The organism is Nocardia sp. NBC_01377, from assembly GCF_045040005.1.
Lineage (GTDB): Bacteria > Actinomycetota > Actinomycetes > Mycobacteriales > Mycobacteriaceae > Nocardia > Nocardia noduli.
This window is the reverse complement of record NZ_CP109566.1, coordinates 3,176,307-3,192,234: the sequence shown is the minus strand read 5'-3', so window position 1 is coordinate 3,192,234 and position 15,928 is coordinate 3,176,307. Positions and strand designations below refer to the sequence as shown.

Annotated in this window: 15 protein-coding genes; 13 read left to right on the top strand and 2 right to left on the bottom strand. The window is 66.7% G+C overall.

Annotated elements, in window-relative coordinates:
• The first annotated feature begins 85 nt into the window (after positions 1 to 85).
• The 6 genes from ectA to OG225_RS14975 all read left to right on the top strand — a co-directional run bounded on the left by ectA (position 86) and on the right by OG225_RS14975 (position 6,045).
• Entirely contained in the window at positions 86 to 610 is a 525-nt protein-coding gene (ectA, locus tag OG225_RS15000; protein ID WP_405182212.1) for a diaminobutyrate acetyltransferase, read from the top strand.
• Positions 607 to 1,917 carry a diaminobutyrate--2-oxoglutarate transaminase gene (gene ectB, locus OG225_RS14995; RefSeq protein ID WP_405182211.1) on the top strand — a complete coding sequence of 437 codons (1,311 nt, stop codon included), beginning with the start codon at positions 607 to 609 and terminating at the stop codon, positions 1,915 to 1,917. The genes ectA and ectB overlap by 4 nt, the downstream gene beginning before the upstream one ends.
• Positions 1,914 to 2,309 (top strand): ectoine synthase, encoded by a 396-nt coding sequence (locus OG225_RS14990; RefSeq protein WP_109524693.1) that lies wholly within the window; start codon positions 1,914 to 1,916, stop codon positions 2,307 to 2,309. The genes ectB and OG225_RS14990 overlap by 4 nt, the downstream gene beginning before the upstream one ends.
• A gap of 18 nt (positions 2,310 to 2,327) precedes the next feature.
• On the top strand, positions 2,328 to 3,197 hold the full coding sequence (gene thpD, locus OG225_RS14985; RefSeq protein ID WP_405182210.1) for an ectoine hydroxylase: 870 nt from the start codon (positions 2,328 to 2,330) through the stop codon (positions 3,195 to 3,197).
• Between the two features lie 163 nt (positions 3,198 to 3,360).
• Entirely contained in the window at positions 3,361 to 5,427 is a 2,067-nt protein-coding gene (locus OG225_RS14980) for an AMP-binding protein (protein WP_405182209.1), read from the top strand.
• A 249-nt stretch (positions 5,428 to 5,676) separates the two neighbouring features.
• A complete protein-coding gene (locus OG225_RS14975) occupies positions 5,677 to 6,045 on the top strand; it encodes an FCD domain-containing protein (RefSeq protein ID WP_405182208.1) in 369 nt (122 codons plus the stop codon).
• Here OG225_RS14975 and erm read toward each other — a convergent pair.
• Positions 6,014 to 6,865: a 23S ribosomal RNA methyltransferase Erm gene (gene erm / locus OG225_RS14970; protein ID WP_405182207.1), complete on the bottom strand. Its 852-nt coding sequence runs from the start codon at positions 6,863 to 6,865 to the stop codon at positions 6,014 to 6,016. The two genes, OG225_RS14975 and erm, sit on opposite strands and share 32 nt — an antisense overlap.
• A 429-nt stretch (positions 6,866 to 7,294) precedes the next feature.
• On the opposite strand from erm, the gene OG225_RS14965 reads away from it, so the two are divergent.
• Positions 7,295 to 7,861, top strand: a complete 567-nt coding sequence (locus tag OG225_RS14965; RefSeq protein ID WP_405182206.1) for an NADAR family protein — start codon at positions 7,295 to 7,297, stop codon at positions 7,859 to 7,861.
• Here OG225_RS14965 and OG225_RS14960 read toward each other — a convergent pair.
• Entirely contained in the window at positions 7,846 to 8,847 is a 1,002-nt protein-coding gene (locus OG225_RS14960; protein WP_405182205.1) for a tetratricopeptide repeat protein, read from the bottom strand. The genes OG225_RS14965 and OG225_RS14960 overlap by 16 nt on opposite strands.
• Positions 8,848 to 9,128: 281 nt before the next feature.
• Here OG225_RS14960 and OG225_RS14955 point away from each other — a divergent pair, with 281 nt between their 5' ends.
• The 6 genes from OG225_RS14955 (at position 9,129) to OG225_RS14930 (ending at position 15,915) form a co-directional block, all read left to right on the top strand.
• A complete protein-coding gene (locus OG225_RS14955) occupies positions 9,129 to 10,208 on the top strand; it encodes a dihydrodipicolinate reductase (RefSeq protein WP_405182204.1) in 1,080 nt (359 codons plus the stop codon).
• Entirely contained in the window at positions 10,205 to 10,684 is a 480-nt protein-coding gene (locus OG225_RS14950; protein ID WP_109524702.1) for a carboxymuconolactone decarboxylase family protein, read from the top strand. The genes OG225_RS14955 and OG225_RS14950 overlap by 4 nt, the downstream gene beginning before the upstream one ends.
• A gap of 61 nt (positions 10,685 to 10,745) precedes the next feature.
• Positions 10,746 to 11,183 (top strand): helix-turn-helix transcriptional regulator, encoded by a 438-nt coding sequence (locus OG225_RS14945; RefSeq protein ID WP_109524703.1) that lies wholly within the window; start codon positions 10,746 to 10,748, stop codon positions 11,181 to 11,183.
• Between the two features lie 17 nt (positions 11,184 to 11,200).
• Positions 11,201 to 11,611 (top strand): VOC family protein, encoded by a 411-nt coding sequence (locus OG225_RS14940; RefSeq protein WP_405182203.1) that lies wholly within the window; start codon positions 11,201 to 11,203, stop codon positions 11,609 to 11,611.
• A 144-nt stretch (positions 11,612 to 11,755) separates the two neighbouring features.
• Entirely contained in the window at positions 11,756 to 14,143 is a 2,388-nt protein-coding gene (locus OG225_RS14935) for an ATP-binding cassette domain-containing protein (protein WP_405182202.1), read from the top strand.
• Positions 14,144 to 14,673: 530 nt separating this feature from the next.
• Positions 14,674 to 15,915, top strand: a complete 1,242-nt coding sequence (locus OG225_RS14930; protein WP_405182201.1) for a cytochrome P450 — start codon at positions 14,674 to 14,676, stop codon at positions 15,913 to 15,915.
• The last annotated feature ends 13 nt before the right edge of the window (positions 15,916 to 15,928 follow it).

Genomic DNA, 15,928 nt, shown 5'->3' with positions numbered 1-15,928 from the left:
ACACAACCGCAAAGAGATCGACCACTTCACCTCAAAGTTGCCCGGCAAACCTGGAGATGTACTGCCACCCCGACTTGGGAGTTGTATGTCATTACCAACTTTGTCCGATAGGCGCGCCACCACGGTGCTTCGACCCCCGCGGGTCGGCGACGGCGCCCAGATCTGGCGGATCGCCAAGGATTCGCACGTTCTCGACGTGAACTCCAGCTACGCCTACCTGCTCTGGTGTCGGGATTTCGCGGGCACGTCCGTGGTCGCCGAAGTCGACGGCCGCGTGGCCGGATTCGTCATCGGCTACCTGCGTCCGCAAGATCCGGAGACGGTATTCGTCTGGCAGGTGGCGGTCGACCGCTCCCAGCAGGGGAGAGGCACCGGTACCGCACTGATCGAGAAACTGCTCGACAGCGTTGCCTCACATGGTGTTTCGGCGCTCGAAACCACTGTTTCGCCGGACAATCCGGCATCGATAGCGATGTTCGCCTCGGTGGCTCGCCGTCGTGGTCATGCCATGACACGCAAGCCGCTGTTCGATTCGGGGGCCTTCCCCGATCACCACGTCGCCGAGGATCTGTACCGCATCGCACCGACCGCTCAGGAGGAACTCCGATGATCACCGCCGAAACCACCATTTTCGACGAGCTGGAATCGAATGTGCGCGGCTACTGCCGGGCCTGGCCCACGGTGTTCACCACCGCGAAAGGCAGCTGGCTGCGCGACGAGGACGGCAAGGAATACCTCGACTTCTTCGCGGGCGCCGGAGCGCTCAACTACGGGCACAACAATCCGGTGCTCAAACAGCCGTTGCTCGACTATATCGCCGGTGACGGCATCACCCACGGTCTGGACATGTCGACCGCGGCCAAACGCAGGCTGCTCGAATCGTTGCGCGACACCATCTTCGCGCCGCGCGGCCTGGACTACAAAGTGCAGTTCCCCGGCCCGACCGGAGCCAACGCGGTGGAGGCGGCGCTGAAATTGGCGCGCAAGGTCACCGGCCGCGAGACGATCCTCAGTTTCACCAACGCTTTCCACGGCATGACGCTGGGCGCGCTGTCGGTCACCGGTAACGCCGCCAAACGCGCGGGTGCGGGCGTGCCGCTGGTGCATGCCGCGCATATGCCCTACGACGGCTATTTCGACAACACCACCGCCGACTTCCAGTGGATGGAACGAGTTCTCGACGACTCCTCCTCCGGTTTCGACCGGCCCGCCGCGGTGATCGTGGAGACCGTGCAGGGTGAGGGCGGCGTGAACGTGGCGCGGGTGGAATGGCTGCGCCATCTCGCCGGCCTGTGCGCCGAGCGCGAGATCCTGCTGATCGTCGACGACGTGCAGATGGGATGCGGTCGCACCGGCCCGTTCTTCTCCTTCGAGGTCGCCGGGATCACCCCCGATATCGTGACGTTGTCGAAGTCGATCAGCGGTTACGGTCTGCCGATGGCGCTGGTGCTGTTCAAGCCCGAACTCGATCAGTGGGCTCCGGGTGAGCACAACGGCACCTTCCGCGGTAACAACCCGGCTTTCGTCACCGCGCACACCGCGTTGCAGCACTTCTGGTCCGACGACGCGTTGCAGATCTCGACCGAGACCAAGGGCGCGCGGATCGCGGGCGCGCTCGGCGAGGTCGCCGAACACTTCCCCGGCATCAGCACTCGCGGCCGCGGATTCGTCCAGGGCATCGTCTTCGAGGATCCGTCGCAGGCGGGCAAGGTCTGCCAGGTGGCCTTCGAACGCGGTCTGCTGGTCGAGACCTCCGGATCGAGCGACGAGGTGGTCAAACTGCTGCCGCCGCTGACCGTCACCGACGACGAGGTCGATCGCGGTTTGCAGGTGCTCACCGGCGCCATCGATACGGTGTGCACCGGCTGGGGCCGACTGCATCATCGCGGTACAGTCGAGGGAGGTGCGCGCGCGTGATCGTTCGCAGCACCGACGAGATCACCGGCACCGAACGCGATGTCGCGGGTACGGGCTGGCGCAGCAAACGCATCGTGCTCGGCGGCGACGGTGTCGGATTCTCCTTCCACGAGACCACCATCGAGGCCGGGACCGAACATCTGTTCCACTACCAGCATCATGTCGAGGCGGTCTGGCTGGTCGAGGGCGAGGGTTCGCTCACCGATCTGGACAACGACGTCGTCTACGAGCTGGGCCCGGGATCGATGTATCTGCTGAACGGTCACGAGCGCCATCGCCTGGTCGCACGGACCAGGATGCGGATGATGTGTGTTTTCAACCCTCCTGTCACCGGTCAGGAGGTTCACGACAGCAACGGCGTCTACCCGCTGGTCGCCGCAGAAGTCGGGTGAGGAATGGTACTGCAACACATGACCGAATTGGCCGATCGCTACCCGACCCGGCTCGGTGCGCCGGGTCGGTGGGTGGAGCGGTCCGATCCCACGGTGTGGGGCACGATCGAGACCCCCGAACTCGCGGGATTCGCGACCGAGGGTTTCGCCGCGGTGGAGGATCTGCTGACACCGGCCGAGGTGGCCGAATTCAGCGCCGAGATCGGGCGCCTGGCCGCCGATCCGGACCTCGCCGACGACGATCGGCTGATCATCGAGAAATCCTCACGGCGGGTGCGCTCGATCTTCGAGGTGCACAAGCTCAGTGCGGCGGTGGCGGATCTGGTGCGCGAGACCAGGATCGCCGGTCTCGCGCGGCAGGTGCTCGGTTCACCGGTTTACCTGCATCAGACCCGGATCAACTACATGCCCGGATTCCGTGGCACCGGTTTCTACTGGCATTCCGATTTCGAGACCTGGCACGCCGAGGACGGGATGCCCGCGCCGCGTGCGGTGAGTCTGTCGATCGCGTTGACCGACAACTATCCGGTCAACGGGAGTCTGATGGTGATGCCGGGTTCGCATCGCAGCTTCGTCGGTTGCCAGGGCACCACCCCGGCGGAGAACTACCGGGAATCGTTGCGGGAGCAGGAGATCGGGGTGCCGACGCAATCCGATATCGCCGATCTGGCCGCCCGGCACGGGATCGTGCAGTTCACCGGCAGGGCCGGGTCGGCGCTGCTGTTCGATTCCAACATCATGCACGGCTCGTCGGACAACATCACCCCGTTCCCGCGTTCGAATATCTTCTTGGTCTTCAACAGCGTCGAGAACACCCTCGTCGACCCGTTCGCCGCTCCCGCACCGCGACCGACCTACATCGCGGCCCGGGATTTCACCCCCGTGTAGGGCGTCGCACCGTGGGTGCTCCGAGGGCGGAACACGCACGGCGCGAACGCTGTAGCCACCATCGGGCAATCGCTAGCTGTTTGACCTATGTGTTACCGCTAGGTACAAATATGGGATCAGCCGACCCGACCAGAGCGGGCAGGCCCGGAAGAAATGCAAACCGTTGGTCACCGATGTCATCACCGTTGATGCCGAATACGCCGTCGAACGCCGGGCGATGTGGGATCTGCTCATGGACCCGCAGACCTACCCGCGCATGTTCCGCGGCGTCGAGGTGTACGAACGCGCCGAAACCGCCGAAGGGCAACCGATTCCGGCGGTACCGGGAGGCCGCTTGGTCGGCCCGACCGCCACGGGCCCGGTCTACCTGGTCGTCACCGACCTCGGCGAGGTCTTCGAACTCCAATGCCCGCACGCGGGCAGTTTCGCCTCGATCCGATTGCGCGACAACGCGACCGAGGACACCGTCGGCACCCATATCACCGTCACCTTCATCGGACTCGGGCGCATGGGCGAGGATATCGCCTCGCGCGAGCGCGCCGAGATCACCGAATGGACCGCCGCCGGACTCGACCGCGTCGCCGACGTCCTGCTCCGCGCGCCCACCTCGGTCCTGGTCAACGGTGAGGATTCACCGGCCCGGCTCCAGGTCGGCATCGCCCGGCAACTGGTCAGCACCGGCGTCATACGCAGCTACCGACCCGACCGCGGAATCAGACAACTCGGCGGACTCGCCAAATGGGGTTTCACCCTCGCGGGCGGGTACGCGGCCGCCGCTGCCTACACCCCGGACCGGCCCGCCGTCATCGACGCGGCCACCGAATACACCTTCTCCGAGGTGCATCGGCGCACCCACCGCCTCGCCGCCACGCTGGCTTCCCTCGGTTTCGACGAGCACACCGCCATCGGTGTGCTTTCGCGCAACAGCGCGGCCATGGTCGACTGTATGGTCGCTGCGGGCAAGGCGGGCGTGGACGCGGTCCTGCTCAATACCGGGCTCTCCGCGCTACAGATCCGCGAGGTCGTGGCCCGGCACGAACTCGCCGGAATCTTCCGCGACGACGAATTCGAACCGCTGCTGCACGGCGTGAGTCCCGATATCCCACGCTACTCCACCTCGCCCCCGGCGCCCGGCGGCCCGGTGACCGTCGACGAACTGGTCGACTACGACGCACCGCATTTCTCCCGTCCCGCGCAACCCGGTCGGCTGATCGTGCTCACCTCCGGCACCAGCGGCACGCCGAAAAGCGCGCGTAGACCCCAGCCCAAGGGTTTCGGCACCGTCGCCGCGCTGTTGTCGCGCATCCCGTTCCGGATGGACGAGACCATGCTGATCCCCGCGCCGCTGTTCCACACGTGGGGTCTGGCCGCCTTGCAGATCAGCACACCGATCCGGGCGAGTGTGGTCCTGACCGAACGTTTCGACGCCGAGGAATGCCTGCGCCTGATCCACGACCACCGGATCACCGCCATGATCGTGGTCCCGGTGATGGTGAACCGAATCCTCGATCTGCCGCGCTCGGTACTCGACCGCTACGACACCTCCAGCCTGCGTGTGGTCGCCAGTTGCGGCGCGCCGCTGGATGTCTCGACCGTGCGACGGTTCATGGACATCTTCGGCGACGTCCTCTACAACGTGTACGGCTCCACCGAGGTCTCCTGGGCCACCATCGCCGACCCCGCCGATCTGCGCACCGCGCCGACCACCGCGGGCAGGCCGCCACTCGGTACCAAACTCGCGGTACTGGACCGGAATCTGCGCCCGGTGCCGCGCGGGGTGACCGGGCGTCTCTTCGTCAGCAACCACATGCTGTTCGACGGTTACACCGACGCCGCCCCGCCGACCGAATCCGGTGACATGCTCGACACCGGCGACCTCGGCTACATCGACGCCGACGGGCTGGTCTTCGTCGCGGGCCGCGACGACGAGATGATCATCTCCGGCGGCGAGAACGTCTTCCCCCGCCCCGTCGAGGAGGCGCTGTCGCTGCTGCCGCAGGTCAGCGAGGTCGCCGTGGTGGGGGTTCCCGACCGCGAATTCGGTCAGCGTCTGGCCGCTTTCGTCGTCACCCGTGAAGGGGCGGGTCGCCTGGACCGCGACATGATCCGCGACTACATCCGTCATCGGCTGAGCCGGTTCTCGGTGCCGCGCGATGTCACCTTCCTCGACGCCCTCCCACGCAACGCCACCGGAAAGATTCTCAAACGCGTCCTGGTCCAGGCGGGTTGAGGCTCAGTTGGTCCGAGGAGCATCGGCGGCGGCTCGGCGGCGGACGGTGCGCTCCAGGATCCCGAGGGTGGCTTTGAGGGCGGACCGGGGAACTACCGGGAAGGTGGGCCGTTGTTTCAACTTCTCATCGATCTGTGACCAGTCGCCGACCGGTTACCCAACCGGGGCTTCGCTGTTCCCTCCTTCTCCCACGACCGCTGGCAGGAGATCGCGGAGGCCCGCCGAACCATCGAACCGGTCCTGCTACGCATGTCCATTGAGCGCGGCGATCTCGAGTGGGAGGCCAGGGTGCGAGCCGCCCACCATCGCCTTGCTCACACTCCCGCGTACGTGCCGGGGGAGGGTGAGCACTACAGCGAGGCATGGTCGGAGTCGCACAGCCTCTTCCATCGCGCTCTGGTCGAGGGCTGCGGCAACCCGGTCCTGCTGGAAACCTTCGACCGGATGTGGACCGCGAGCGAGCTTGCCCGCCGCTGGTCGGCCCGCCGCAATCCCGACCGCGACGGCGTGGACGAACACCGCCGACTCGAGGAGGCGGTACTGGCGCGTGACGCCGATACCGCCGCCGAGGCATTGACCCAGCACCTCACCCTGACCGCGGCCGGACTGAAACCGTAACCCCCGGAACACCGCTCGTGTCAGAGCACAAGTTCACGTGGACATCGATCCAGTTGCCCGGTGAGACCGATCCCACCGGCTGATCGAGCCGCACCCCGGCCCGCACGCAGGCGGCGCGTACCCGGCGAGCCGGGAAGGCCCGCGACAGCGAGGCGGCGAAAGAGCCTCCCACGCCGGAGAATCCGAGTTCGACCATGCGGTGGTAGCCCGGCATCGCCCGCGCGGGAAGTAGGGGAACCGGTCGGGTCCGCAGACGAAGGACGGCCGCGTCGACACGCGGGATCGGACGGAACTGCCTCCGGTCGACGCGCAATCCCAGCTCGAACGCGGTAGTGGGCCAATGGGTGACGGCGAGTTTGGTCCAGCGCCCGTAGTCGCCGGAATGTTTGCGGGCGAATTCGCGCTGGGTGAGCAGCGTCGCCGAGGTCAGATTCGGTGCCGCGACACACCACCGCACGATATCGGTGCTGCTCGCGAAGGGGATGTTGGCGACCACCGCGAACGGTTCGCGCGGTGCGGTCACCGAACGGAAATCCCGGTGGCAGCAGCGAATACGGTGGTCGCCCGCATAGCGGTCGCGTAGGCGCGCGGCGTAGTGGCCGTCTATCTCGTAGGCGAGGACGCGCCCCGCCGTGGCCAGCAGCCGGTCGGTGAGCATGCCGTCACCGGGGCCGATCTCCACGACGAGGTCCTCGGCGCCGACACCGGACGAACGCACCAGCGCCGCGGCGATGCCGGGATTGGCGAGGAAGTTCTGTGACAGGAGTTTGCGGGCACCGACCGGCCGGGTCGTGCGGGCGCGAGAAAGCGAACGGGACATGGGTGTCCTCCGGAGGGAGTGGACGAATCAGGAAAAGTGATTCGCCCGGGCCCATGCCGAGCACGGCGAAGACCACCGCCTCACGCTCGATCCGGCCTCGATGAGAAGGGGCCGTGAGCGGACCTGCGGGAATCGGCGCAACCGATCAGGACGTCGTGAAACGACGGCGCGACATCGCAGGGGTGAGCCGAACCCGGCTCACCCGATCAACGGAGCCGGAAACCCGGTGCGGCGCTGTGCGCGGGCTGAGCCCGGGCCACCGTGCGCAGTCGGATGTAATACGCGACGACCGCGCACACTCCGGTCGATGTAGGACTACCACCCATATCGACAAACCTAACTCCGACCCGGTCGGCCCCGAAAGCGATTTTCCGCCGACGTGTCGAAACTCGGATGCGACACGGCGCGCTCCCGGGCAGACTGCCCAGCATGAATGTGAGTTCGGTCGACGAACTGGTCCAGATCATCGAGGCCGGGCATCGCGTGAAATATCTGCATTTCTGGGGGCACAGGCCGGCGCGTGACGGTGGTGTGGGGCAGGGCTGCTTGAGTCAGTGGTGGGAAGCGGAGTTCACGGAGGACGACGCGGTGTTCGCCAGCGCCGAGCATTACATGATGTGGCGCAAGGCGACGCTGTTCGACGATGTCGCGACCGCGGAGCGTGTACTGGCGGCGGGGCATCCGAAGCAGGCGAAGGATCTCGGGCGCGAGGTTCGTGGTTTCGACGAGAACCGGTGGAACGCACATCGTTTCGAGATCGTGGTGGCGGGAAGTACCGCGAAGTTCGCCCAGCACGCCGAGTTGGGCGCGTATCTGCTCGGCACCGGGGATCGGGTCCTGGTCGAGGCCAGTCCGGTGGATCGGATCTGGGGGATCGGGTTGGCCGCCGACGATGTCCGCGCCGAGGATCCGCGGCGATGGCGCGGCCTGAACCTGCTCGGCTTCGCGCTGATGCGGGCCCGTGCGGCGTTGCGGGAGGCTCAGCTCATCGAATGACCCGATTGTGTGGCGCGCTCCTCGGCCGCGTGGACACGCCACCTCTCGGCTTCGGCGTGATCGCCTTGCCTGGCGAGCAGTTCGGCCAGACCGGCCATGGCGCGCGGTTCACGCAGTCGCGCGGCCGAACGCCACCAACTCTCGGCCCCGGCGACATCTCCGCGCCGTAACCGCACCACGCCCAGGTCGTAGGCGGCGATCGGATGTCCCGCCGCGGCGGCCTGTTGCCACAGTTCGCACGCCTGGTCCTCCTCGCCGCGGTTGTACATCGCTTCGGCGAGGTCGTAGAGGGCGTTCCGGTAGCCGACCTCGGGGGTGTTGGCGGGGCGCGGCGGCTCCGTGGTCGGGACGGTGGCGGGCTCGCCGCGTCGTTCGTCGAGTCGGTAGACCGGGGGCGCCTGCTCCTGCGGGTTCGGGGCTTGCTGCGGTTCGGGTAGGGCTCGCGGCTGTTCGGGTAGCGCGGCCGGTTCCGGACGTTCGGCGGGCGCGGTGCTGAAGCCGACGACCAGGTTGGCGAAATTCGGCGGTCCCTCACCGATGCTGCACCACAGCGCGATTCGCCCGTCGGGGACGTCCTCGACGAGGATGCCGTAGTTGCCCGACCAGGATTTCTTGATCCCGAGTTCGTCGACCCATACCGGGGTGAGGGTGAATGTCGCGTCGGGCCCGGTCGGGGTGAGTTCGAAGGTGACGCCGCCGTGCAGGGCGGTGCTCCACACGTCGACGTTGTCGGCCTGCCTGCCCTCGAGGTCGACGAACCCGTTCACCACCGCGAGCGCCATGCCGTGGCCGCGCAGTCCGGCGGGCGGGGCCGCCGACAGCAGGGTCAGGGTCAGGGCGAGGGGTGCCGGTCCGAGTCGCTCGGTGAACATCGGGTAGATCATGCTGCCGCTCCACCGGATCGGCTCCGCGCTCTGATAGAGGGCGGCGAGCGGTGGCTTGTTGGTCGAATTCTGGGTGTGCCACTGCGAATACGACTTGTCCATCGGTCGCTTCTCACCTCTCCACGATCTCTGCGCGTTCCTCGTCGCCCGCCGTTGACGCTGTGCGGCGGGTACAACGTACTCGCCGTGGTGCGACTCGGCGCGCCGATCGGTCGCCTATTCCCGGGCGCGACGAGGACTGTTATGAAACAGAGTTCTCCGGTTGCCCCCGAAAGGACCGCGCGGACGCGTTCGCGTGTGCGGGAGCCGGTCCGAACAGCAAGCGCCGGAGGGTGATCCGACATATCGCCGAATAACAACCAAGCGCTTGCTACGCTCGCTCGATGATCCCCACGCTCGTCTGGGGCACCGGCAACGTGGGCCGAGCGGCCATCCGCGCCGTGGATGCCCATCCGGCCCTGGAACTCACCGGTGTCCTCGTCCACGACCCGGGCAAGGTCGGGCGCGACGCGGGCACCCTGGCCGGACTCGACGAAGTACTCGGCGTCACCGCCACCGCCGATATCGACGCGGCGCTGGCGACCGGCCCGCGCGCGGTGGTCTACGCCGCCTCCGGCGATATCCGCCCCGACGACGCGCTCGCCGATATCCTGCGTGCCCTGCGCGCGGGCGCGGTCGTGGTCACCCCCGCGCTGTATGCCCTCTACGATCCCCGCAACGCCCCGGCCGAACTGCGCGAACCCGTTCTCGACGCGATCGCGCACGGCGGTGGGTCGCTGTTCGTCTCCGGCGTGGACCCCGGCTGGGGGAACGACGTGCTGCCCCTGCTCGTCAGCGGACTCGCGGGCACCATCGACGTCATCCGCTGCCAGGAGATCTTCGACTACTCCACCTACGACCAGCCCGATTCGGTCCGCTACCTCGTCGGCATGGGCCAGCCGATGGACTACGAGCCGCCGATGCTGCTGCCGTCGGTGCCCACGATGGTGTGGGGCGGGCAGATCCGGCTCATGGCACGCGCGCTCGGCGTCGAACTCGACGACATCCGCGAAACCCTCGACCGACGCGCACTCGACACCACCGTCGACACCGCCCACATGGGCGCCTTCGACGCGGGCACGCAGGGCGCGGTGCGTTTCGAGGTCCAGGGGGTCATCGACGGACAACCCCGCATCGTCATCGAACACGTCACCCGCATCCACCCGACCTGCGCACGCGACTGGCCGACACCACCCGACGGCGACGGCGCGCACCGCGTGATCATCGAGGGCAGACCACGTATCGAGGTCAGCGTCGAAGCCACCGACGAGGGCGGCAACCGCGCCGCGGGCGGCAACGCCACCGCGGTGGGCAGGCTCGTCGGCGCGATCGACTGGCTCGTGGCGGCCGAGCCCGGACTCTACGACGCATTGGATGTCCCGCTGCGGCCCGCAGTCGGCAAACTCGGAAGGAAGTACCGATGATCATCGACCTGCCCGAGGGGAAAGACCCGATCGGTTACGTCTGGGGCGAGATGGTGCCCGGTATCGGCATCGCCGCCTCGGCGTTCTCGCTGTCGGTCTACGAACATTCGACCCTGGGCCTGCGCGAATTCGAGGCCGCCCGGCTGCGGATCGCCCAGATCAACGGCTGCGTCTTCTGCCTGGACTGGCGCACCGAACGCGACGGGGTGAAAGTCGAGGCGGAATTCGCCGACGCGGTCACCGAGTGGAAGACCACCGAACTCTTCGACGACCGCACCCGTCTGGCCGCCGAGTACGCCGAACGCTACGCCACCGACCACCACAATCTCGACGACGAATTCTGGGCGCGGATGTTCGCCCACTACACCCAGGCCGAAGTCGTCGAACTGAGTATGAGCATCGGCTCGTGGCTGGCGTTCGGGCGTCTGAACCACGTGCTCGGACTCGACACTGTCTGCGTCCTGCCGGGCCACTGACCCGCCGCGCACCACACAACGCCACTGGGCATCTCCGTGCCGATATGGCACGATTTTCCAGGTGACCAGTACTCCCGCGACCGCTCATCACCTGCGTGAGCTCGCCCGGCTGCGCCGCGTCCGCGACCGGATGGACCGCGAGTACGACAAACCCCTCGACGTGGAGGCGCTGGCCCGTGGCGAGAACATGTCGGCGGGCCACCTCAGCCGCGAATTCCGTCGCGCCTACGGCGAATCCCCGTACTCCTATCTGATGACGCGCCGCATCGAGCGCGCGATGGCGCTGCTGCGCCGCGGCGATCTCAGCGTCACCGAGGTCTGCTTCACCGTCGGCTGCTCGTCGCTCGGCACCTTCAGCACCCGCTTCACCGAATTGGTCGGCGTGCCGCCGAGCACCTACCGACGCGAGGCCGCCGCCGAGACGGCGGGAATGCCCTCGTGTGTGTCCAAACAGGTGACACGACCGGTCAGGAATCGAGAAGCACCGGTAACCGGGTAGCTATTAGCCTGACTGTCATGGACATCACCATTCACTCGAGCTTCCTGCCGCAGGACGATCCGGACGCCGCCCTGGGGTTCTACCGCGACACCCTCGGCTTCGAGGTGCGCAACGATGTCGGATACAACGGTCTGCGCTGGCTCACCGTCGGCCCGGTCGGTCAGCCCGCGACCTCGATCGTGCTGCACCCGCCTGCCGCCGATCCCGGTATCACCGAGGACGAGCGCCGCGTCATCGCCGAGATGATGGCCAAGGGCAATTACGGCCACATCATCCTGGCCACCACCGACCTCGAGACCGTTTTCGACAAGGTGCAGGCCAGCGGCGCCGAAGTCGTGCAGGAGCCGACCGATCAGCCCTACGGTGTGCGCGACTGCGCCTTCCGCGACCCCGCGGGCAATCTGATCCGCATCAACCAGCTGGACTGAGCCACCGGGCGACCGGTCCCGGTCGCGCGCGGGTCGAGCCCCGGGCCGGAATCGCTGGACCGGAAACCCGGCCCGGAATCCACCGACCGCATCGAACGAGGAAGCACGCACGCACCCGTGCTCCGCCCGAACAGAGGGAGACCCATGAGCACGGCCACCAGGTCCGGGGCGAATGCACCCGAGCGGCATCTCGCCGACAGTCACGACCTGATCCGCGTGCACGGCGCGCGCGTGAACAACCTGAAGGACATCAGCGTCGAACTGCCCAAGCGCAGGCTCACCGTGTTCACCGGCGTGTCCGGCTCGGGCAAGAGTTCGCTGGTCTTCGCCACTATCGCCGCCGAATCGCAGCGAATGATCAACGAGACCTACAGCGCGTTCGTGCAGGGTTTCATGCCGACGCTGGCCCGCCCCGAGGTCGACGTGCTCGATGGGCTGACGACGGCGATCATCGTCGACCAGGAGCGGATGGGTTCGGATCCGCGGTCCACGGTCGGCACCGCCACCGACGCCACCGCGTTGTTGCGCATCCTGTTCAGCCGTCTGGGCAAACCCCATATCGGCTCGCCGAGCGCGTACTCCTTCAACACTCCTTCGGTGCGGGCCAGCGGCGCGATCACCGTCGAGAAGGGCAACAGCAAAACCGTCAAGGCCACGTTCAGCAGAACCGGCGGCATGTGTCCGCGCTGTGAGGGCCGTGGCTCGGTCACCGATTTCGACCTGACCCAGCTATACGACGACAGCAAATCCCTCAACGGCGGCGCGCTGACCATCCCCGGTTACAGCGTCGACGGCTGGTTCGGTCGCATCTTCAGCGGCTGCGGTTTCTTCGACGCGGACAAGCCGATCAACAAATTCACCAAGAAACAACTGCACGACCTGCTCTACAAGAAGCCAACCAAGATCAAGGTCGACGGCATCAACCTCACCTACGAGGGACTGATCCCGAAAATCCAGAAGTCGATGCTGTCCAAGGACGTCGACGCGCTGCAACCGCATATCCGCGCCTTCGTCGAGCGGGCGATCACCTTCACCACCTGCCCCGAATGCGACGGCACCCGCCTGAGCGCCGAAGCCCGCTCCTCCAAGATCGGCAAGGTCAATATCGCCGACGCGTGCGCCATGCAGATCAGCGATCTGGCCGAATGGGTGCGCGGCCTGGACGAACCCTCGGTCGCCCCGCTGCTGACCACGTTGGGCCACACCCTGGACTCGTTCGTGGAGATCGGACTCGGCTACCTGTCGCTGGACCGGCCCTCGGGCACCCTGTCCGGCGGTGAAGCCCAGCGCACCAAGATGATCCGCCACCTGGGGTCCTCGCTCACCGACATCACCTACGTCTTCGACGAACCCACCGCCGGGCTGCACCCGCACGACATCCAGCGGATGAACGACCTGCTGTTGCGCCTGCGCGACAAGGGCAACACCGTGCTGGTGGTCGAGCACAAACCGGAGACGATCGTGATCGCCGACCACATCGTGGATCTGGGCCCCGGTGCCGGAACCGGCGGCGGCACCGTCTGTTTCGAAGGCACCGTCGACGGTCTGCGCGCCAGCGACACCATCACCGGCCGCCATTTCGACGACCGCGCCGCCATCAAATCGACGGTGCGCGAATCGACCGGCGCGCTGAAGATCCGCGGCGCGTCGGCGAACAACCTGCGCAAGGTCGACGTCGACATTCCACTCGGTGTCCTCGTGGTCGTCACCGGTGTCGCGGGCTCGGGCAAGAGTTCGCTGGTGCACGGATCGATCCCGGCGGGCGATGACGTCGTCTCGATCGACCAGACCGCGATCCGCGGCTCACGGCGCAGCAACCCGGCCACCTACACCGGCATGCTCGACCCGATCCGCAAGGCGTTCGCCAAGGTCAACGGCGTCAAACCCGCACTGTTCAGCGCGAATTCGGAAGGCGCGTGCCCGGCCTGCAACGGCGCGGGCGTCATCTACACCGATCTGGCGATGATGGCGGGAGTCTCCAGTGTCTGCGAGGAATGCGAGGGCAAACGGTTCGACGCCTCGGTCCTCGAGTACCGGCTCGGCGACCGCGACATCAGCGAAGTGCTCGCGATGTCGGTGGCCCAGGCCGAAGAATTCTTCGGCCCCGGCGACACCGCGATCCCGGCCGCGCACAAGATCCTCGAGCGCCTCGCCGACGTCGGCCTCGGCTACCTCACCCTCGGCCAGCCGCTGACCACCCTGTCCGGCGGCGAACGCCAACGCCTCAAGCTCGCCACCCATCTGGGGGAGAAGGGCGGCATCTACGTCCTGGACGAGCCCACCACCGGCCTGCACCTGGCCGACGTCGAACAGCTGCTGGGCCTGCTCGACCGCATCGTCGATTCCGGCAAATCGGTGATCGTGGTCGAACACCACCAGGCCGTCATGGCCCACGCCGACTGGATCATCGACCTGGGCCCGGGAGCGGGCCACGACGGCGGACGTGTGGTCTTCGAAGGCACGCCCGCCGATCTGGTCGCCGATCACACCACCCTCACCGGCAAGCACCTGGCTGCCTATATCGGGGCTTGACGAGTCCGGTCCGGCAACTGCGCCCACCTCGGGCATCAGCATTGCCCGAGGTGGGCGCAGTCGTCGAAGCGATACGTCGCCAGTGGATTTCGTCGCGCGGCCGCCGGTCAGCGGTATTCCGGACCGGCGAGGGGGTCACCTCGCATGCCGACCCGCGAGCAACTCTGCCGCGAACCGGTCGGTCGGCAAAATGGTTGGTGCCCAATGGAAACAGTCTGTGAGTATGATCCTCCGACGTGGATCCTGTTGTGCCGGAACATTTCGGCGTGAGGTATCGGTTCGAGTACGCGATCACGCTGCTCAGGAGGTGCCCGGGTGCGGAACGCCGACCCGTCGCGTCGGCCGCCGTCGCCCGGTCGACAGTAGATCTACGCCTACGTGCAGAGGCGTGACATCGCGTTCACGTCACGCGGGCGTGTCTTCGACATCCACAGCTTTCGTCGGCCGACACGACAACTCCGTGCCAATGGCACACGCACGAGATCGCTCAGCACATCGTCGAATTCCTGTCCCATATCTGGAGTCGTGCATTGACAACACCACCTGAAACTCACCCGACCTCGGTCGACTATTCCGAAGCGTCGCCGACCGTCATCGGCGGGGACCATGCTCCGGTTCCGCTGTACACCCCGGAGTTCGCCGCCGACCCACACGGGTTCTACGCCGCGATGCGCAAGGCGTTCGGTCCGCTCGTACCGGTGGAATTGTCGCCGGGGATTCCGGCCACGTTGGTGATCGGCTACTCCACAGCCGTGCGGATCTCCAACGATCCCGTGCACTTTCCCGCGGACCCGCGAGTCTGGGAGAAGGATGTGCCCGCCGACTGCCCGGTCCTGCCGATGCTCCAGTACCGACCGAACGCGTTGCGTAGTGCGGGGCAGGCCCACGCGCGCTTTCGGAAGGCGAGTGTGGACAGCATCGACGCCATCTACCTGTTCAACCTGCTCGCCGACATCGAGCAGATCGCCATCCCGGTGATCAACGCGTTCTGCCTGGACGGGCGGGCCGATCTGATCAGCCAGTACGCCTTTCCGGTGACCTTCGCCTATCTCAACGCCATGGTCGGATGTCCCGACGATATCGGGCAGAATGTCGCGCGGGGGATGGCCATGATGTTCGAGGGCAGTGACGCCGGTGCGGGCAGTGCGCTGTTCGCCGGCGCGCTGGCCGAATTGGTGAACCTCAAACGGCATCATCCCGCCGACGACGTGACCACCCGATTGGTGAACCACCCGGCCGAATTGAACGACGAGGAACTCGTCCATCAATTGGTGACCATCTACGGTGCCGGGATCGAGCCACTGACGAACCTGATCGCCAACACCTTGCTGCTGATGCTCACCGACGACCGGTTTTCCGGGGTGGCCGCGTTGACGACGCGTGACGCCCTGAACGAGATGTTGTTCAAGGACCCGCCGCTGGCGAACTTCGGTATCACCTACCCCCCGCAGCCGATTCACGTCGACGGCACCTGGTTGCCTGCGAACCAGCCGGTGGTCACGAGTATGGCGGCCTGCAACAACGATCCGGCGATCGTGGGTGAGTTCACCGCGAACAATTCGCATCTGGCCTGGGGCACGGGGCCGCACACGTGCCCCGCGCAGAACGTCGCCTACCCGGTGGCGCAGCATGCCATCGACCAGTTGTTCGACACGCTGCCCGAGATCCGGCTCACCTGCCCCGCCGAGGAATTGGTATGGCGACCAGGGCCGTTCCACCGTTCGCTGGCCACGTTGCCCGTCGCCTTCCCTCCGTCGCCGAACCTGTTCTGACGCCGGTCCGGGT